The sequence below is a fragment of the Duganella sp. Leaf61 genome, assembly GCF_001421905.1.
Lineage (GTDB): Bacteria > Pseudomonadota > Gammaproteobacteria > Burkholderiales > Burkholderiaceae_D > Rugamonas > Rugamonas zoogloeoides.
Map to the genome: position 1 here is coordinate 234,802 of NZ_LMLM01000012.1, position 19,193 is coordinate 253,994.

Sequence of the window (19,193 nt, forward strand, 5' to 3'; positions counted from 1 at the left end):
GAGCAACATGTCGGACAATCAAGACGACCAAATGGATGATCCATGGGGCGCGGCCATCGCCGAGCAGGCCGAGGCGGAAGCCGCGGCACTGGCGGCACAGCAGGCGCAACAGGCAGCCAGCGCGGCCGTCTTCAAGGATTTTTCTGGCACGCCCAGCAAGACCGAAACCCATAACGATATCGACTTCATCCTCGACATCCCGGTCCAGCTGACGGTCGAACTGGGCCGCACCAAGATCGCCATCAAGAACCTGCTGCAACTGGCGCAGGGTTCGGTGGTGGAACTCGACGGCATGGCCGGCGAGCCGATGGACGTGCTGGTCAACGGCTGCCTGATCGCCCAAGGCGAGGTGGTGGTGGTGAACGACAAGTTCGGTATCCGCCTGACCGACATCATCACGCCTTCCGAACGCATCCGAAAACTCAATAAATGAAGCAGACCTCCGTCTCGCCACTGGCATCCCTGATCTCGACAGCAACCCTGGCGGCACTGGTCGCCACGGCAGCCCTGGCCGGCGCACCGGCGCTGGCCCAGCAAGCGGCGCCCGCCACGACCAAACCGCCACCGGCGACTGCGCCAGCGGCAGCGGCACCAGCCATTACAACAGCCGCACCGGCCAACACACCAGCAACGGCCCCGGCCGCTACGCCAGCAGCAGCAACGTCCCCAGCCGCGACACAGGCAGCACCGGCCAGCACGGCGGCCACCACCCCGGGCAACGACACGGCTGCCGCACCGGCTGCCGATGCCGCCACCGCGCCTGTCACTGCAGCCAACGACACCACCACCGCCCCCAATCCGGCCCGCGCGCCGCTGGGCGTGCCGGCCGCGCCGTATTCCAACGCCGCTACCGGCGGCGGCCTGATGCAGACCACTTTTGCGCTGGCCTTCGTCATCGCCCTGCTGCTGGGCGGCGCCTGGATGCTCAAGCGCTTCGGTCCGCGCAGCTTTGGCGGCGGCAACAACACGGTCAAGCTGGTGGGCGCGCTCAGCGTGGGCGCGCGCGAACGCATCATCGTGGTGGAAGTGGGCGAACAATGGATCGTGGTCGGCGCCTCGCCCGGCCGCATGAACGCGCTGGCCACCATGGCGCGCCAGGAAGCGCCGGAAGTCGCCCCCGGTAGCCAGCCGATGGCGGCGCCAGCCAATTTCGCCGACTGGATCAAGCACACCATCGATAAACGCAACAACAGCAAGCAATGATGCACTCCAAGCACAGCCGTAATCGCAACATCATCACCGGGCTGCTCGTGGGCGGCGCGCTGGCGCTGCCGCTGCTGGCCGCCGCGCAATCGAGCGTGGGCATTCCGGCCCTGAACGCCACCCCGGCGCCGGGCGGCGGCACCAACTACACGCTGCCGCTGCAGACCATGCTGTTGATGACGGCGCTGAGCTTCATCCCGGCCGCGCTGCTGTTGATGACCTGCTTTACCCGCATCATCATCGTGCTGTCGCTGCTGCGCCAGGCACTGGGCACGCAATCGGCGCCGCCGAACCAGGTAATGGTGGGGTTGGCGCTGTTCCTGACCCTGTTCGTCATGGGCCCGACCTTCGACAAGATTTACAACGAAGCTTACCTGCCGCTGCAAGAAAGCAAGATCAACATGAGCGAGGCGCTCGACAAGGGCGCCGCGCCATTGAAGGCGTTCATGCTCAAGCAGACGCGCCAGGCCGACCTGGCGCTGTTTGCCAAGCTGTCGCGCACGCCGGCCATGCAGGGACCGGAAGACGTGCCGCTGCGCATCCTGGTGCCGGCGTTTGTGACCAGTGAACTCAAGACCGCGTTCCAGATCGGCTTTGCCATCTTCATCCCGTTCCTGATCATCGACATGGTGGTAGCGTCGGTGCTGATGGCGATGGGGATGATGATGATGTCGCCGGCCGTGATCTCGCTGCCGTTCAAGCTGATGCTGTTCGTGCTGGTCGATGGCTGGCAATTGCTGCTCGGCTCGCTGGCCCAGAGCTTTTACTAGGGGAACGCTATGACACCGGAAAGCGTGATGACCCTGGGCCGCCATGCGATGGAAGTGACCCTGATGATTGCCGCGCCGATGCTGCTGGTCGCGCTGGTGATCGGCCTGATCGTCAGTATTTTCCAGGCCGCTACCCAGATCAATGAATCGACCCTCTCGTTCATTCCGAAGCTGGTCGGCGTGTTCGTGGCGCTGGTGGTGGCCGGGCCGTGGATGTTGTCGATCATGCTCGACTACATGCGCGAAGTATTCGGCGGCATTCCCAACCTGGTCGGCTAGCTTTTTGGCACACGCTTGACCACTCCATGATTACCCTTTCCAGCACCGACCTCAATATGTGGATCGCGGGGCTGCTGTGGCCGCTCACGCGCATCCTCGGCATGATCGCGGCCGCCCCCATCTTCGGCAACAGCGCGGTGCCGGCGCGCGTCAAGGTCATGCTGGGCGTGCTGCTGGCGATGATCATCGCCCCCACCGTGCCGGCCGCCCCGGCCGTGGAACCGCTGTCGTGGGCCGGCCTGTTGATCCTGGTGCAGGAAATGCTGGTGGGCGTGGCGATCGGTTTTACCATCCGCGTGATCTTCGCGGCAGTGGAGATGGCCGGCGAAATTTCCAGCCTCACCATGGGCCTGGGCTTTGCCACGTTTTTCGATCCCAACACGCGCGGGCGCTCGTCGGCGATCAGCCAGTTCCTGTCGCTGGTGGCCACCCTGGCCTTCTTGTCGGTGAACGCCCACCTGGTGCTGCTGTCGGTGCTGGTGGAAAGTTTTTCCACCTTGCCGATCTCGGCCACGCCGATCTATAGCGGCGGTTTTAAACAGATGGCCGACTGGGGCGGCACCGTGTTCAGCACCGGCGTGCAACTGTCGATGCCGATCGTGACGGCGCTGCTGCTCACCAACGTCGCGCTGGGCATCCTGACGCGCGCCGCGCCCGCCCTGAACCTGTTCGGTATCGGCTTCCCGATCACGCTCGGCGTCGGCCTGCTGGTGGTGGCGATGACCCTGCCCTACCTGGTCATGCCGATGCAAAACCTGTTCTTGAACGGCATCGAACACGCCCGTCTGATGCCGCGCACCTGGCACGAGCGGGTGCCGCCGGTAGTGCCGGTACCGCCCGCGCCGGTACTGCCAGGGCCGCAAATACCGGCCCCGGCCAACCCGGCGCCGCCTGCCGCGCCAGCACCTGCGCTTCGATAGGAGTAACCCGGTTGTCCCGGGCCCGCTTCTTTCGTAGACTGGCTGCACATCCACTAGCAGCCACGAGCATGCCCACTCGCCATCTCCAGTTCGACGACCAGACCGTGCGCCTCGACGCCCGCGCCGACCGCCTCGATCCGCGCGACCGTCCCTACGCGCCGCCGCTGGCCGCGCTGCCGCCGCGCTGGCCCGAAGACGCGCGCCTGCGCCGCCTGCTGCCGGCCTACGTCAGGCAGGGATTGGTGCTCGATCAGAGCGCGCACGGAGAACATGGCGCATGTACCGGCTACGGCCTGGCCGCCGTGGTCAACTTCCTGCTGTGGCAGCGCGAAGGTGCGCCCACTGCACCGGTCAGCCCGCACATGTTGTACGACCTGGCGCGCTTCTACGACGAATGGCCGGGCGAGGAATACGAAGGATCGAGCTGCCGGGGCGCCATCAAGGGCTGGAGCAAGCACGGCAGTTGCCTGGCGCCGCTGTGGCAGGCCAGCGTCCACGCCGATCCGCACGCCGCTGTCGGCTACCGCCCTGATCCGCGCTGGGCCGCCGACGCCGCCACCCGCCCGCTCGGCGTGTACTACCGGGTGGACCGCGACGCCATTACCGACATGCAGGCCGCCTTGCACGCGATCGGCGCGCTGTACGTGTCGGCCAGCGTGCACGCGGGGTGGCTCGCGGTTGCGGCCGGCAGCGGACTGGCGCAAGGCCACGATGGTCTGCCGGTGATCGGGTATGACGGCATGGCGGCCGACGCCGGCAACCACGCGTTTGCCATCGTCGGCTACAACGAGCACGGCTTCGTGGTGCAAAATTCCTGGGGCGAAGACTGGGGCGCAAGCGGCTTTGCCGTGGTGCGCTACGACGACTGGCGCAACAATGGCCTCGACTGCTGGGTGGCGGCACTAGGGGTGCCGCAGGTGGCGGCCGTATCGGCTGTCGGGCGCCAGCCGGCCTCGGCTCTCGGGACCCTGTCCAACGCGGCGCTCGCTAACGTCTCCAGTAATGCTGGCGACGTCAGGCACGCCGGTCGTGCCGGGGCCGTCGGTGGCATCGGTGGCACCGGGGCCGCCGGCGACTCGAGAAATGTCGGGGGTGCCGAGGTTACTGGGGGTGCCGGTCGAGTCGACGTTGCCACGGCCGCCGCCAAGTCGCGCCGGATCGGCGTGTCGCTGGCTGCTGCCGATCCGCCGGTGCTGGCCAATCCGGCGCTCGCTGGCGCCCTGCCGTGGTCCACCGATACCGCCTATGCCCACACGCTGGTCAGCGGCAATAACGGCGTGCTGCGCAGCAGCCGGCCCGACATCGGCCGCGCGGCCGACCTGGTGGCGGTGGCCGTGGACGAAGGCCTGGGGGCCTGGCTACGCAGCGGCAGCAGTGGCAGCAATGGCGTCAGCGGCGGCCGCAAGAAAGTGGTGATTTACGCCCATGGCGGCCTCAACACGGAGTCGGCGTCGCTACGCCGCATCCGTGTGATGGGGCCGTACTTTGCCGCCAACGGCATTTACCCGCTGTTCTACACCTGGCGCACGGGCGTACTGGAAACCTTGGGTGGCCTGCTGTACGACGCCGTCGGCGACGTGGCGGCGCCAGCCCTGGCCGGCCGCACCTTCAGCGATGCCAAGGACGGCCTGCTGGAAACCGTGGCCCACCAGGTCCGGTGGGCGTGGCGAGAAATGCAGGACAATGCAGCGCGCGCCGCGCAGGACGGCGGCGCGCTGGCCTTGCTCGCTGCTGCACTGGTGCGGTTGTGGCAAGAGCACCCGGCGCTCGAAATCCACCTGGCCGGCCATTCCGCAGGCGCCTTCGTGCACGGCCACCTGCTCGAACTGTGTCGCGCGGCCAGGCTGCCGGTGGCGTCGGTCACGCTGTACGCGCCAGCCTGTTCGCTGGCGTTCGCCCGGCGCTGTTTTGTGGCGGCGGTGACGGCCGGCGTGGTGCCGCGCGACCGCTTCTGGCTGCACCTGCTGTCCGATGCGGCCGAGCGCGACGATACCGTGGGACCTTACGGAAAATCCTTGTTATACCTGGTGGCGCGCGGTTTCGAGGAGGTACGCAAGACGCCGCTGGCCGGCTTGCAACGGACGGTCGATGCGACCGCGCTGCAACCGGACGACGACCTGTGGCGCGCGGCCGACTGGCCGCAGGTGCGTGCCTGGCGCGCCTGGGTGGCAGCGCTGCCGGCCCAGGCCGACGGCGTGCCCGCCTGCGAGGTCACCGGCATGCGCATGCCGGTATCGTTGCAGCGCGCGGTCAAACCGGCCCACAACGCTTTCGATAACGATATCGTGATCCTGACCCGCACCATCAACCGCGTGCTGGGACGGTCGCCGGGCACGGCCCTTGATGCGCCCGTAACCGATCTGGATTATTAGATGTAATTGAACAGTGACAATCCCGACAAGGATTTGAACGATTTCTGCGCCGCGTCGAGGTTGGTCGATTGCTGGGTGAACATCGAGATCGCCGCCACGTAATCGACGTCCTGCAACTCGGAGAGCACGGTCGCGTATTGCAGCTTGAGGTCGTCGCCGGCGCTATCGAGCGAATCGAGTTCCTTCAGGCGCGAGCCGACCGCTGCCTGCACCGACAGGATGTTGTCGGCAGTGTTGTCGATGCTGTTCTGCGCCTGGTTCAGCGCGTTGCTGAGGCTAGCCTGGCCGGCAGCGCCCGAACCGGGCGCACGCAAGGCCTTGATCATGTCGTCGATGGCGCTGAACACCGATTTCTTGGTCGAAGGCTCCACCGAAAACTGGTCACCGTCGGCCGGTGCACCCTTGATGTCGAAGGTCATGCCGTCGAACGCAATCGCCTGGCCGCTCACGTACGGCACCGGGACCGCCGGCACCGGCGTTGCTGGTACGGGCTGGTTCAGGGTCAGGTCGGTGATGGTGTAGGTGGTGGACGCCGGCGTACCGGGTACGGCAGGCGTGACCTGGAAATCGATCTGGTACTTGTTGCCGGTGAGCTTGGTGGCATCGGCCACCGAGCCGGGACCGATGATGCCGGTGCCGCCGCGACCGTAATTGTCCGCGGACGCGCCGGTAGCGAAACGGCCGTTGCCGGTCATATTGTTCTCGAACACCGAAGATCCGGAATCGCTGATCGCCACCTTGCGGGTGGACGCCACCTGCAACTCGCGCTGGCCCTGGTCGCCGTTATAGACCACGCCATTGGCGGTGGGCGTGAACGGCTGGGTCGTCGATTTATAGCCGGAAAACACGTAGCCGCCCACGCCATCGGACGTGTTGGCCTGGCCCAGCAAGTCGGCCATCCGGCCTTCGAGTTCGACCGCCAGCGATTCGCGGTCGGCCTGCGACAAACTGCCGGCGCCGGCCTTGACTGCCAGCGTCTTGATTTCGGTCATCAGGTTGGTGGAGCTTTGCAGGGCCACGGTTTCCAGCGACAACAAGCCCTTGGCATTGCTGCGGTTGGTAACCATCTGCTCGTTGATGCCGGCCGATTGCGTGACCTCGAGCGCGCGCGCGCTGGCGATCGGATCGTCGGCGGCGGTGAGGTTCTTGCGTCCGGTCGAGAGCTGTTGCTGGGTACGGGCCAGCGACGACTGCAGCGTGCTGATCTGGCCAACGCCGACGTCGTAAATGGTTTTGGTACTGATGCGCATGACCATGGGGCTACCTCGTCAAATAATCTGCTACGGGAACGAACATCAACGGCCGAGGCTGAGCAAGGTGTCGAACAATGTGCTGGCGATCTGCATGACCTTGCCTGCCGCCTGGTAGGCCTGCTGGTAACGCAGCAGGTTGGCCGCCTCTTCGTCGAGGTTCACGCCCGACACGCTCTGGTGCGCCTTGGTCGCTTGCACCACGGCGGCGTCGGCCGCGTTCATGCCGATCTGCGCTTCGCGCGCCTTGTTACCGACCACGTTGACCACCTGGGCGTAGGCGCCCTGGAACGTCGCGGTGCCGCCGTTCATGACATTCTTGGCCTGCAGGCCGGCCAGCAAGGCGCCGTTGCGGCTGTCGCCCACTCCGCTGGTGTTGGGGCCGATGGTGAAGGTATCGGTATCGCCGGGCGTGCCCGTGATATTGAAACTGACGCCGCCAAAGCTGATGGCTGCGCCATCGGTAAACGGTACGGCGGTGCCAGCCGGATACGTGGTGCTGTTGCCGTTGGCCGTGACCGTGACATCCTGGCCGGCCGGGAAGCCGGTCAGCGTGCCGGCCGCCTTGTCGAAGGTCAGCGTGACCGGTGCGGTCAAGGCATTGCCCGGTGTCAGGTAGTTCTGATCCACCGTACCGGCCGAGATCTTGGCGGTGCCGGTGTTGGCGATCGGCGCGGCCGTGGTGATCGGCGCGGCCAGGGCGATCTTGGCCGGGTCCTTGATCGCCACCGTCAAGTCCTTGGCCGCGCTGTAGGTCGGGCGCACCAGGAAGTTGTCGTTTTGCGCCGGGGTGCCGGTGATGCTGTAGGCCACGCCGTCGATCACCTGCGGTTCGGTCTGCGGGAACGGATTGATTTGCGTGACCTGGCCATCGGTCAGGCGCTTGACGTTGAAATTGGTGCCGTCGAAGTCGACGCTGTAATCGCTGGCGGTCAGCTTGCCGGCATCGACCACCGTGCCCTTCACCTCGGCCGTGCTTTGCGGCGCGTTGTTAGTGTTGGGATTGACGTAAGCCTGGATCGCGTTGAAGAAGGTGCCGCCGGCCACGCTGTTCTGGTCCTGACCCAGTTCGTGCTGAGCATTGAAACTGGTGGCCAGCGACGCGGCTACCTGGCCCAGCTGATTCTGCGCGCCGTTGAGCGCGGTATTGCGGAATTCCAGCAAGCCGCCCAGTTGGCCGCCGTTGAGCACCTTGTCGGGCAACGGCGTGAATTTGCCGTTCGCGGTCTGGTAGCCGACCGTCATCTTGGACGGATCGTTGGCCATTTGCGCCGTGCCCAGGGTGAACGCGTTATTGCCCACGACCAAAGGCTGGCCGGTGCCCATTTGCACGGTCAGCATATTGTTGTCGCCAGGTACCACTGTCGTCTTGACCAGCTTGTTCAGCTCGGTGATCAGCTGGTCGCGGTGGTCGAGCAGGTCGTTGGGGGCATCGCCGCCCGAGCTGAGGCCGGCGATGGTGTTATTGAGGTCGGCAATCTGGCGCGCAAACGAGTTGATCTCACCGACGTTGGAGACGACCTGGCTGTTGACGCCGTCGGAAATCTCGTCCAGGCGCGCGCTCATGCCCTGGAAACGCGCGGCCAGCGATTCGGACGTGGACAACATCGATTGCCGCGCCGCGGCCGAGGCCGGATTGGCAGTGGCATTCTGCACACCGTTGAAGAAATCCTGCATCACCGGCGACAGGCCGGCGGTGGGGTCGGCCAGCAGGTTGTCGATCTGCGAAATCTGCTTGTAATAGGTTTCCAGCGACGCCTGGTTGGTCTCGGCGCCGCGCAGCTGGTTGGCCAGGAAATTGTCGTAGTAACGGCGGACGGTGGACACTTCGGTACCGGTGCCGACGAAACCCGCACCGCTGTTTTGCGAAGGCGTGTCGGTCTGCACCACGCCCTGGCGGGAGTAGCCCGGGACGTTCGCGTTGGTAATGTTGTTGCCGGTCGTGGACAATCCGACCTGGGCCGCCAACAAACCACTTCTGCCGATGCTCAGTAGACTCATGATGGTTTCACTTTATGTTGCTAATGTTTACGGCAGCCCAGCCCGAAACTTGAATGACCCGGATTTGACAGCCTCAAGCTGGCCGGCTTAAATCGTCCCAGGGCTAGGCGCTGCAACGACGCCCTGGGTCGATTTAACCGGCCAGCGAGCGTTTAATGATGCTAGTGAGTTTATTGGCGTATTGGGGATCGGTGGCATAACCGGCCTTCTGCAGCCCCTGGGCAAACGCGCTGGCGTCGCCGGCACTGGCCAGTACTTTTTCGTAGCGCGGATTGCTGGTGATCAGGCGCGCATAATCCTTGAAGCTGTCCGCGTAGCTGTCGTAGGCGCGGAAGCGTTCGACCTTGGTCTGGGCCTTGCCGTTGACGTATTCGGTCGTGGTCGCCTCGACCACCTTGCCTTTCCAGTCAGCCGTGGCCTTGATGCCGAACAGGTTGTTGCTGTTGGTGCCATCGCGGCCCTTGATTTCGCGTTTGCCCCAGCCGCTCTCAAGCGCGGCCTGGCCCAGCATGAACTTGGCCGGGATACCGGTGGCGGCGCTGGCCTCGTCAGCGTGGGCCGACAGTTTTTCCTGGAAGCTCACCACGTGCGGCGCTTGCGAGCCGCGCCGCGCCGGGGCGGCGGTCTTGACCTCGGCGGTAGCGTCAGCCTTGGCGGCAGCGTTGCCGCCGGCAGCAGCGATGGCTTTTTGCAGCCTGGCGTCCATCAGGCTGGCCATGCCGGCAAAGCTGCCGGCATTGGCGCCGTCGGTGGGGTCGCCGGCGCCGCCCACGGCCAGCGCCTGCTTGTCGTTCTGGCCCAGCTGGCGCACCAGCATGTCGGCCAGGCCGATGCCCTTCTTGGCGATGCTCTGGGCGGTTTGCTGGTCCTGCATGCCGGTAAACATCTTGGTCTGGTCGCTATTGGTGAGACTGTCCTGCGGCGACGCCTCGCGCATGGTCTTCAACATCATGTTGACGAACATCGCTTCGAACTGGGTGGCGGCGCCCTTGAGCGCTTCGGGCGTGCCGGCCCGCGCGCCCTGGCGCAAGCTGCCCATGTCCTTGACATCGAGCGCGAATTTTCGGGAGAGGTCGTTACCGACGTTGGAGGTGTTTTGGCTGGCCATGGCGATAGTCCCGCAATCTGCTTAAATGATTTCCAGTTCGGCGCGCAGCGAACCTGCGGCCTTCATGGCTTGCAGGATCGACAGCAAGTCCTGCGGCGTGGCGCCGATGGCGTTGAGGGCCTTGACGACCTCGGCCAGCGAAGCGCCGCCCTTGACCATCATGACCTTGCCACCGTCTTTTTTGATGGCCACGTTTTGGTTCTGGGTGACCACGGTAGAGCCGCCCGAGAGCGGATTGGGCTGGCTTACCTGCGGATCGGACGAGACCGATACTGACATATTGCCGTGCGAAATGGCGCACGTCTCCAGCGTTACCGCGCGGTTCATCACAACCGAGCCGGTGCGCGCATTCATGATCACCTTGGCCGGCTGTTCGGCCGGATTGACATTCATGTCCTGCAAGGTGCCGATGAAAGTCACGCGCTGGTCGCTGCTGCTGGGCGCCTGCACGCGGATCACGCGGCCGTCGAGCGCGTAGGCTATGCCGGCGCCGTACTTGTCGTTGATGGCATCGACCACGCGGCTTGCAGTCGCGAAGTCTGCGGTGTTGAGTTCCAGGCGAATCATGTTGCCCTCGCCCAGGCTGGAAGCCACGGCGCGTTCCACCGTGGCGCCGGCGGAAATCTTGCCCACGCTCAGGTGGTTGATGACCAGCGAATTGCCGCCACCGCCACCACCGGCCTGCACCCCGACGCCGCCCACCAGCACATTGCCTTGCGCCATGGCATAGACCTGGCCATCGGCGCCTTTCAACGGCGTCATCAACAAGGTGCCGCCACGCAAGCTCTTGGCGTTACCCATCGACGAGACGGTGATGTCGAGCGTCTGACCCGGCTGCGAGAACGGCGGCAGCGACGACGTGACCATGACGGCAGCGACGTTTTTCAGTTGCAGCTGGGTGCCCTGTGGCAGGTTCACGCCCAGTTGCTGCAGCATCGACACCACGCTTTGCACGGTGAACGGAGTTTGCGTGGTCTGGTCGCCGCTGCCATCGAGGCCCACCACGATGCCGTAACCGATCAGCTGGTTGTGGCGCACGCCGGCAATGCTGGCCAGGTCGCGCAGGCGCTCGGCCTGGGCCGGTGGCGCCATCAGCAGCGACAACACCACGGTGCCGACGATGATGCCCACCACCACCGCTGCGCGTTTGCAGGCGGCGACAGCACGCTCGGCGCTGTGGGCTTTCGGGATCGATGGAAAATGTTTCATGATCGGCCTCAGAACGGCAAGATGCTCTGGAAGAAGCGCGACACCATCGACGCCACTTCCGCCTTGTCCACCTGGCTGCTGGTGCGGTACTCGACGCGAGCATCGGCCACGGCGGTGGACGACACGGTATTGCCGGTGACAATATTGTCGGGATTGACCATGCCGGAGAAGCGGATGAATTCCACGCCCTTGTTCATCGCCACCTGCTTTTCGCCGGCCACGATCAGGTTGCCGTTCGGCAGAACTTCCACCACGGTGATGCCCATGGTACCGGTGAAGGCGTTGCTGGCGGTCTGGTTGTCGGCGCCGGAAAAGCTGTTTTCGTTGTTGATCGCCAGCGGGTTGCCGAACGTGCCCTGCAACGGTTTCGGCAGGCCGATGCTGACCGCGCTGGTCTTGTTGGCAGAATTGGTGCCGGCCTTGTTGGCGGTGGTGCGTTCGGTGATGACCAGGGTCAGCACATCGCCCACCTGGCGCGCACGGCGGTCCTCGAAGATCGGCCGGAAATTGCCGCCCTGGTAGATGGCGCCGCTGGTCGGCTTGACCTGCATCTGCTCGGTTGTCAGCGGGCGCGCGGTGCGCGGCGAATCGACGATCGACGTGGGCGTGACATTGGCGCAGCCGGCCAGCATGGCGGCGACAGCAAGGACGAGGGAGGCGAGTTTCATGGCGTATTCCTTACAGCTGCGACAGGCGGGCCAGCATCTGGTCCGACGTGGTGATGGCCTTGGAATTGATCTCGTAGGCGCGCTGGCTCTGGATCATGTTGACCATTTCCTCGACCACGTTGACGTTCGACGATTCCACGTAGCCTTGCAGGATGGCGCCGAGGCCGTTGGTGCCTGGCGTATTGGTTTGCGGTGCGCCCGACGCGCCGGTTTCCACGTACAGGTTTTCACCCTTCGATTCGAGCCCGGTCGGGTTGATGAAAGTGGACAGTTGCAGCGCACCCAGCTGCTGCGGCGCCACCGTGCCCGGCACCAGGGCCGAGACCGTGCCGTCGCGGCCGACGGTGATGTTTTGTGCTTCGATCGGGATGGTGATCGGCGGTTGCAGCACGAAGCCGCTGGAGGTGACCATCTGGCCGTTGTTATCGCGCTGGAACGAGCCGTCGCGGGTGTAGGCGGTGGTGCCGTCGGGCAGCAGCACGTTGAAGAAGCCGGCGCCGTTGACCATGATGTCCTTGTCGTTGCCGGTCGCCTGCGGATTGCCCTGGGTGTGGATGCGTTCGATCGCGACGGGACGCACACCGGTACCTTGCTGCATGCCCGATGGCAGGTTGGTCTGTTGCGACGACTGGCCGCCGGGCTGGCGGATGTTCTGGTACAGCAGGTCCTCGAAGACCGCGCGCGATTTCTTGAAGCCGGTGGTGCTGACGTTGGCCAGGTTGTGCGAGGTGACGTCGAGCTGCGTCTGCTGCGCCTCCATGCCGGTCTTGGCGATCCAAAGTGAACGTATCATGATCCTTCTCCCGTAGCTTGGATGGGCGTTCGCCACAGCGGCAAACGCTCATCCCACAACAGCATTATGCGGGAGTCGGGGTCAACCCAAAGCGAGGATCTGGGTGGCTTTTGCGGCGTTATTCTCGGCGTTCTTCAACAAGCTCATTTGCATGTCGAACTGCCTTGCCAGGCTGATCATGTTGACCATGGAATCGACCGGATTGACATTGCTGCCCTCGATCACGCCATCGACAATGCGCACGGCCGGGTCGTTCTGCGCGGGCGTGCCGTCGGCCTGGCGGAACAGGCCATCGTCGCCGCGCAGCAGGCCGGCGGTCGGCGGATTGACCAGTTTTAAACGGCCGAGCACGTTCGACGGGCCTGGCTGGAATTCGTTGGACACCGTGCTCACCGTGCCGTCGCTGGCGATCGTGATGGTGGTGTCGGGCGGCACCGCGATGGGGCCGCCGTCGCCGATCAGGGTCTGGCCGCTGGTGGTTTGCAGCAAGCCGTTTTCGTTCACGCGCAGGCTGCCGTTGCGGGTGTACGCCTCCGAACCGTCGGCCGACTGCACCGCCAGCCAGCCCTGCTCGCGGATGGCGATATCGAGCGCGCGGCCGGTGGTTTGCATCGGCCCGGCCGTGAAGTTGGAGCCCACCGTGGAATCGACCACGAAGGCGCGCGTGGGCAGACCGTCCGACATGACCGGCACCGCCCGGAAGGAATCGAGCTGGGCGCGAAAACCGTTGGTGGTGGCGTTGGCCAGGTTGTTCGACACGGTGGCTTGCTGCTCCATCACGTGCCGCGCACCGGTCATCGCGGTATAGATCAGACGGTCCATGGTTTACCTCATCAACGCAGGTTGACCAGCGTTTGCAGCAGCGAGTCTTCGGTCTTGATGGTCTGCGCATTGGCCTGGTAGACGCGCTGCGCGGTGATCATGTTGACCAGTTCCTCGGTCAGATCGACGTTCGAGGTTTCCACCGAACTCGAACGCAACTGCCCCATCGAACCGGCATTCGGCACGCCGATCATCGGCTGGCCGGACGCGGCGCTTTCGGACCACGCATTGTTGCCGAGCGGGGTCAGGCCATCGACGCTGGCGAAGTTGGCCATGGCGATCTGGCCCATGGCGCGCGACTTGCCGTTGCTGTACTGGCCCAGGATGATGCCGTTCTCGTCGATCGACAAACGCTGCCACGAGCCGGCCGAGTAGCCGTTCTGGACCGAGCCCAGGTCGTTGGTGGCGCTGCCGTACTGCGTGGTGTTCTCGAACGTGGTGGCAACCGTCAGCGGCTGCAGCGAGCCGGTGTCCGGGAAGATCGGCAACTGGATCTGGAACGGCAGCGTTTGCGGCGGCGTGCGCAGGGCCATGGCGCCCGGGTCGAGGTTGCCGCTGCGGTCGAATTGCAAGGTGCCGACCTTGATTGCCGGCACCGTGATGGCGTCGGCCAGCTTGGCGCTGATTTCGTCCGGCGACTGGCCGGTAATGCTGCCGGAATTGGTCGGATCGAGCGCGGCGTACGCGGTGTCGAGCGCAGCAAGTTGGGCAGCGCTGGCCTGGGCTGGCGCGGTGGACGCGGCCGTGCGCATCACCTGGTAAGCGGCCGTGGCGTAGGTCTTGGCAGCCTGGGCAATAGTGGCGGCATCGGGCGGCGTGGCGCGGATGGCATCGTTGTAGGCGGTGCGTGCCGCGGCCACGCCGGCATCGGAATTGATGGCGGCGGCCACGCCGGCAGAAATGACTTCCTTGTTGTCGGCAGCGGCGTACACGTCCCAGACGTTGGCATCGGTCTTGACATAGTACGTGGTCATGATGTGCTGGGTACCGAGGCTGTCGTACACGTCCAGCACGGTCTGCTTGTTATAGGTTTCCGGGTCGTTGGCGTTGAACGGGTTCTTGGCAGGCACCTTCTCGGCCGAGCTCAGGTTCAGGTGGTAATTGGCCTCGGTGGTTTGCACCGGTTTCAGGTCCGACTTGTCGAGCACCAGCGGCACCGGCGCGCCGAGCTGGATCACGCCGGCGGTATTGGCCAGGTAGCCGGTCAGCACCGCGCCCTGCGCGTTGACCAGCGTGTGCTGGTTATCTTCGTGGAACTGGCCATTGCGCGAGTACTGCACCGCGCCATTGACGGTCATGCGGAAGAAACCGCCACCGTTGATCGAGACATCGAGCGGGTTGTTGGTGGTTTCGATATTCCCCTGCGTGAACTGCTGGGCAATCTTGGAGGTCATCACGCCGATGCCCGGATTTTGGCCGGCCACGCCGTTGAGCGAATTGGCATACAGGTCGGCAAACTGCGCTTCCGAACTCTTGAAGCCGACGGTGCTGGCATTGGCGATGTTGTTACCGATCACCGACAGCGATTTCGATGCAGCGTTCAGGCCGCTCAGTCCTTGTTGGAACATGGTATTCCCCTAGTTAAAGTACTTCTTTAATTTCAGCCAAGGTGAAGTGGCCGAGCGATGTGTTGAGTTTGACGCCGGCGCTGCCGGTGGACACGCTGGCCACGGCCGCCAGTTGCAGCGGGGTCGCGTTGTCGAGCGCCTTGCCGCCGGTGGTGGCCTTGACCGTGAACGTGTAGCTGCCCGCTTCGGCTGCCGTCTTGTCGTCCTTGGTGCCGTCCCAGGTGATCGGATAGGTGCCGGCGTCCGCGCTTTTCATGCTCATGGTGCGCACCGTCTTGCCGGTCTTGTCAACGATGTTGATATCGACCACGTCGGCCGCCGTGCCCAGCTCCACGCCAAACACGCTGCTGCTGGACTTGGTGCCGTCGGCGGCGGTGGCGGTGCTCAATTCGATGCCCTTGCCGGCCACCAGTACGCCTTTGCCGATCAGGTTGGTTGCCGTCATCGACTGGGCGCTGGCCTGGTCGGCCCGCAGGGACTCCAGCGTGGCGTTGACCTTGTTGATGCCGGTAACGGTGGACAGCTGCGCCAGCTGGCTGGTCATGGCGGCGTTGTCCATCGGGTTGAGCGGATCCTGGTTCTTCAGCTGGGTCACCAGCAGCAGCATGAACTTGTCCTGGTCGGCCTGGACGCTGTCGGTGGACGTGGTGCTGGTGCTCGAGCTGGTGGCCACCGAGTTGGTGGTCACGGTCTTGGGAGTATCGATAATGCCGCTGACTGCCATGATGATTCTTTCTATCAGTTCTGACCGATGGTCAGGGTTTTGTTCAACATCGACTTGGCGGCGTTCATCACTTCCACGTTGTTCTGGTAGGAACGCGACGCCGACAGCATGTTGACCATCTCGTCAACCGGATTGACGTTGGGCATGGTGACGTAGCCCTTGTCGTCGGCCAGCGGATTTTGCGGGTCGTACTTCATTTTCATCGGCGACTGGTCTTCCACCACCTGCTTGACGCGCACGCCGGTCGAGGCGCCGCCATTGGTGGGCGGCGTCGCTTCGAACACCACCTGGCGCGCACGGTAGGCTTCGCCGGTGGAGCTGGTGCCGCTGTCGGCATTGGCCAGGTTGGATGCGGTCACGTTGAGGCGCTGGGCTTGCGCGCTCATGGCCGAACCGGAAACATTAAAGATGCTGAAGAGGGACATGATCAGGCTCCTCAGTTACCGGACTGCAGGGCGTTCATCATGCCCTTGATCTGCGAGTTGATCATGGTCAGGCTGGCCTCGTAGCGCACCGCGTTGTCGGCAAACTGGTTGCGCTCGACGTCCATGTCGACCGTGTTGCCATCGACCGCGCCCTGGACCACGCCCCGGTACAGCAGCGGCGTGCCGTCGGCCAGCAGGCCGCCATCGGACGGCGGGTTCGGAAAGTGGCGCGCGGCGGTCGTCTTCATGCTGGCGGCGGCAGTCGGGCTGGCCTTTTCCACGGCCGCTTTCATGGCGCTGGAAAAGTCGATGTCACGCGCCTTGTAATTGGGCGTGTCGGCATTGGCGATATTCGAAGCGAGCACGGTCTGGCGCTTTTCGCGCAGGTTCAGGGCCGATTCGTTAAAGCGCATGTAGTCGTCGAGCTTGGAAAGCATGGTGGCCTCCGGGTGTATTAACAGGATCGATGATACGGAGTTGCTCCCGCGAACCATCAAGCGAGCAGCAGCGGCTTTTCCACCTTATTCCACGCTTCAAGCGCGGTGCGGTTCTCTATCATGGCAGCATTGAATGGAAGGCCCGCGCCATGACCCCACGTCTCGTTACACTGCTAATTTCCGCCGCGTTGCTGCTGCCGGTGCTGCCCCAGGCCCACGCCCAGGGTCGGCAAGATGCGGCCGGCATCAAGCGCACCGTTGAAGAATTTCTCAAGATACAAAGCGGCGGCCTGCCGGGCCAGGTCACGGTGGCCGTGGGCGCCATCGACCCGCGCCTGAACCTGGCCGCCTGCCCTGCCCCGCAGGCATTCTTCTCGCCGGGCGCGCGCGCCTGGGGCAAGACCACCGTGGGCGTGCGCTGCACGGCGCCAGCCGCCTGGACCCTGTATGTGCAAGCGAGCGTGACCGTGATGGGCGACTATGTCGCCAGCGCCGCGCCGCTGGTGCAGGGCCAGGAGATCGAGGAGCGCCAGCTGGTCGTGCTGCAGGGCGACCTGACCAGCCTGCCGGCAGGCGTGGCTACCGATGTCAGCCAGGTGATCGGCCGCAGCACCAATGCATCATTGCCGCCAGGCACTCCCTTGCGTCTTGATACCTTGCGCAGCAAGCCGGTGGTGCAGCCGGGCCAGCTGGTGCGGCTGGTGTCCTCCGGCAGCGGTTTCAGCGTATCGGCCGAGGCCCGCGCCATGAGCACGGCCACCGATGGCCAGGTGGTGCGGGTAAAAACCGCCTCGGGACAGCAAATCAGTGGTATCGCCAAAACCGGCGGACTGGTGGAGGTGGCGTTTTAAAGGATGGGCAAAAGCTGGAGGTCTTGGTCACGACGGCGCTAAAGTTTCTCAAACGCGCGCCGTTATAGACTCAGATCCCGGAGTATCACACTCCACCCAGTGAAGGAAGTGCTGTGAAAATCAACGATACAACATTAAAGAACACGCCAGGCTTGCCTGCAACGAACAGCCCGCCCGCCACGACCACCCGCAGCGCGGAGACGGCGGTGCAGTCGTCCACCCCGGCTGCGACCGACAGCGTACGGTTGTCGCCGCAGGGCCAGGCCATGGCGGCCAGTGCCACCAATGGCGCAGGCGCCGTGTTCGACAGCAAAAAAGTCGAACGCATCAAGCTGGCAATTGCCGATGGGCAATTCCAGGTCAATTCGGAAAAAGTGGCGGATGGCTTGCTCGATACGGTCAAGGATCTGCTGCACTCAAGACAACGTTAGGATAGATCATGACCACGGTCACCCCGCTCGACAATCTGCGCGAAGAAGCGCACATCATGACCACCTTGCTGGACTTGCTCAAGCAAGAACAGCAGATGCTGGTCTCGGCGGAGATCGAAGGCCTGGATGTGGTCACCAACAAGAAAACCGTGCTGATTGCGCAGATGACCCTGCTGTCGGCTCAGCGCCACCGCGCCCTGGGCAAGGCCGGCTTCCCGGCCGAAGAGGCTGGCATGGAAGCCTGGATCGCCGCCAGCGGCGACGACGACATTGCCCACGCCTGGAATGCGCTGCTCGACACCACGCGTGAAGCCAAGGAATGCAATCGCGTCAACGGCATGCTGATCAACAAGCAAATCAATAATACCCAGGGCGCACTGGCGGCCCTGCGGCCTTCGAACGGTGGGCAGACGTATAGTGCGACCGGTATGTCGAATCCAATACCACGCAGCAGAGGCTTTTTAGCAGGCTGAAAGATGGCCTGAAGCCGCCCAGGACGCCGGGCAGTTCAGGCCATCTTTCGGATGCGTGCGTTTTGATTATTGCGGAGCTGGCACCGGAGCTGCTGCGGGGGTTACCGTTGGAGCGGTCGCCGGCGCGCCGTCGGTCGGCAACTCGGTCACCGGATCAGGCAAGCCCGATAGAATCGTTACCGCCACCCGGCGGTTGCGGGCGCGGCCGATGGGGTCGTCGTTCGATGCGACCGGCACGTTCGAGCCGAAGCCCACTGCCGTCAAGCGGGTGGGCGCCACGCCATTTTCCACGAATAAACGCACCACGCTGCTGGCGCGTACCGACGACAGTTCCCAGTTCGACGGGAATTGCGCATTGCTGATCGGCAGATCGTCGGTGTGACCCTCGACCTGCACGTTATGGGAGTCGTTCTTGAGCAGCACGCCCACCGCGCTCAGCGCTTCCACCGACTCGGGCGTCAGGCGCGCATCGGCCGGATCGAACAGCACACTGGCATTGATTTCCACGCTGACGCCCCGGCTGTTCTGCGTCACGCGTACTTTCCCCTCCTTGACCAGCGGCGCCAGCGTGGACAGCAAGTCCTGCGCCAGCCTGGTCATTTCCTGGCGCTCCTGTTTCAGCATTTCGGCGCGGCGTTTCAGGGCGGGATTGGGGATCGGCAGATTGGGCACTTGCGTGTTGACCGGCGGCGACGAACCGGCGCCGCCGAAGGCGTCACCCAGGGCATCGGAAAACACCTTGTACTTGCCGATATTGACCGACGAGATCGCGTACATCACGACGAAAAACGCGAACAGCAGGGTAATGAAATCGGCGTACGAGATCAGCCAGCGCTCGTGGTTTTCCACTTCCTCGTCGAATTTTTTACGGGCGCGCCGATGGTACATC

At 64.3% G+C, this 19,193-nt stretch carries 21 protein-coding genes; 9 read left to right on the forward strand and 12 right to left on the reverse strand.

The features are described 5' to 3' along the window. Window positions 1-7: 7 nt before the first annotated feature. The 6 genes from fliN (at window position 8) to ASF04_RS10085 (ending at window position 5,544) form a co-directional block, all read left to right on the forward strand. Entirely contained in the window at window positions 8-433 is a 426-nt protein-coding gene (fliN, locus tag ASF04_RS10060; protein WP_019922832.1) for a flagellar motor switch protein FliN, read from the forward strand. Next, window positions 430-1,203: a flagellar biosynthetic protein FliO gene (gene fliO, locus ASF04_RS10065; RefSeq protein WP_082488674.1), complete on the forward strand. Its 774-nt coding sequence runs from the start codon at window positions 430-432 to the stop codon at window positions 1,201-1,203. Before fliN ends, fliO begins: the two co-directional genes overlap by 4 nt. Then, window positions 1,203-1,973 (forward strand): flagellar type III secretion system pore protein FliP, encoded by a 771-nt coding sequence (fliP, locus tag ASF04_RS10070; protein WP_056140713.1) that lies wholly within the window; start codon window positions 1,203-1,205, stop codon window positions 1,971-1,973. The genes fliO and fliP overlap by 1 nt, the downstream gene beginning before the upstream one ends. 9 nt (window positions 1,974-1,982) lie before the next feature. Then, window positions 1,983-2,252, forward strand: a complete 270-nt coding sequence (gene fliQ, locus ASF04_RS10075) for a flagellar biosynthesis protein FliQ (protein WP_026637458.1) — start codon at window positions 1,983-1,985, stop codon at window positions 2,250-2,252. Window positions 2,253-2,278: 26 nt separating this feature from the next. Further along, window positions 2,279-3,172 carry a flagellar biosynthetic protein FliR gene (gene fliR, locus ASF04_RS10080; protein ID WP_056140716.1) on the forward strand — a complete coding sequence of 298 codons (894 nt, stop codon included), beginning with the start codon at window positions 2,279-2,281 and terminating at the stop codon, window positions 3,170-3,172. A gap of 68 nt (window positions 3,173-3,240) precedes the next feature. Further along, window positions 3,241-5,544 carry a C1 family peptidase gene (locus ASF04_RS10085; protein ID WP_056140718.1) on the forward strand — a complete coding sequence of 768 codons (2,304 nt, stop codon included), beginning with the start codon at window positions 3,241-3,243 and terminating at the stop codon, window positions 5,542-5,544. Here the strand turns inward: ASF04_RS10085 and flgL are convergent. The 11 genes from flgL to flgB form a co-directional block, all read right to left on the reverse strand. Beyond that, window positions 5,541-6,800 (reverse strand): flagellar hook-associated protein FlgL, encoded by a 1,260-nt coding sequence (flgL, locus tag ASF04_RS10090; protein WP_082488675.1) that lies wholly within the window; start codon window positions 6,798-6,800, stop codon window positions 5,541-5,543. The two genes, ASF04_RS10085 and flgL, sit on opposite strands and share 4 nt — an antisense overlap. 39 nt (window positions 6,801-6,839) lie before the next feature. Beyond that, entirely contained in the window at window positions 6,840-8,795 is a 1,956-nt protein-coding gene (gene flgK / locus ASF04_RS10095) for a flagellar hook-associated protein FlgK (RefSeq protein ID WP_056140721.1), read from the reverse strand. Between the two features lie 133 nt (window positions 8,796-8,928). Next, complete coding sequence (flgJ, locus tag ASF04_RS10100) at window positions 8,929-9,903, reverse strand: flagellar assembly peptidoglycan hydrolase FlgJ (RefSeq protein ID WP_056140723.1); 975 nt, start codon at window positions 9,901-9,903, stop codon at window positions 8,929-8,931. Between the two features lie 21 nt (window positions 9,904-9,924). Next, window positions 9,925-11,112 (reverse strand): flagellar basal body P-ring protein FlgI, encoded by a 1,188-nt coding sequence (locus ASF04_RS10105; protein WP_082488676.1) that lies wholly within the window; start codon window positions 11,110-11,112, stop codon window positions 9,925-9,927. A gap of 8 nt (window positions 11,113-11,120) precedes the next feature. Beyond that, window positions 11,121-11,780, reverse strand: a complete 660-nt coding sequence (locus ASF04_RS10110; protein ID WP_056140726.1) for a flagellar basal body L-ring protein FlgH — start codon at window positions 11,778-11,780, stop codon at window positions 11,121-11,123. Between the two features lie 10 nt (window positions 11,781-11,790). After that, entirely contained in the window at window positions 11,791-12,573 is a 783-nt protein-coding gene (gene flgG / locus ASF04_RS10115) for a flagellar basal-body rod protein FlgG (protein WP_019922843.1), read from the reverse strand. Between the two features lie 81 nt (window positions 12,574-12,654). Then, complete coding sequence (gene flgF / locus ASF04_RS10120; RefSeq protein ID WP_019922844.1) at window positions 12,655-13,395, reverse strand: flagellar basal-body rod protein FlgF; 741 nt, start codon at window positions 13,393-13,395, stop codon at window positions 12,655-12,657. 11 nt (window positions 13,396-13,406) lie between these two features. Then, window positions 13,407-14,963, reverse strand: a complete 1,557-nt coding sequence (locus ASF04_RS10125; protein ID WP_056140730.1) for a flagellar hook protein FlgE — start codon at window positions 14,961-14,963, stop codon at window positions 13,407-13,409. A gap of 13 nt (window positions 14,964-14,976) precedes the next feature. Then, entirely contained in the window at window positions 14,977-15,687 is a 711-nt protein-coding gene (locus tag ASF04_RS10130) for a flagellar hook assembly protein FlgD (protein ID WP_056140734.1), read from the reverse strand. Between the two features lie 14 nt (window positions 15,688-15,701). Further along, entirely contained in the window at window positions 15,702-16,112 is a 411-nt protein-coding gene (flgC, locus tag ASF04_RS10135) for a flagellar basal body rod protein FlgC (protein WP_019922847.1), read from the reverse strand. An 11-nt stretch (window positions 16,113-16,123) separates the two neighbouring features. After that, window positions 16,124-16,549, reverse strand: coding sequence for a flagellar basal body rod protein FlgB (gene flgB / locus ASF04_RS10140; protein ID WP_056140737.1), 426 nt, complete (start codon window positions 16,547-16,549; stop codon window positions 16,124-16,126). 149 nt (window positions 16,550-16,698) lie between these two features. Between flgB and flgA the strand changes: the two genes are divergently transcribed. From flgA to ASF04_RS10155, 3 genes are all read left to right on the forward strand, one after another. After that, complete coding sequence (gene flgA, locus ASF04_RS10145; RefSeq protein WP_056140741.1) at window positions 16,699-17,400, forward strand: flagellar basal body P-ring formation chaperone FlgA; 702 nt, start codon at window positions 16,699-16,701, stop codon at window positions 17,398-17,400. Between the two features lie 113 nt (window positions 17,401-17,513). Beyond that, a complete protein-coding gene (flgM, locus tag ASF04_RS10150; RefSeq protein ID WP_026637463.1) occupies window positions 17,514-17,831 on the forward strand; it encodes a flagellar biosynthesis anti-sigma factor FlgM in 318 nt (105 codons plus the stop codon). Between the two features lie 8 nt (window positions 17,832-17,839). Next, window positions 17,840-18,304 (forward strand): flagella synthesis protein FlgN, encoded by a 465-nt coding sequence (locus tag ASF04_RS10155; protein ID WP_056140745.1) that lies wholly within the window; start codon window positions 17,840-17,842, stop codon window positions 18,302-18,304. Between the two features lie 66 nt (window positions 18,305-18,370). Here ASF04_RS10155 and motD read toward each other — a convergent pair whose 3' ends face one another. Beyond that, window positions 18,371-19,192, reverse strand: coding sequence for a flagellar motor protein MotD (gene motD, locus ASF04_RS10160; RefSeq protein WP_056140746.1), 822 nt, complete (start codon window positions 19,190-19,192; stop codon window positions 18,371-18,373). Between the last annotated feature and the right edge of the window lies 1 nt (window position 19,193).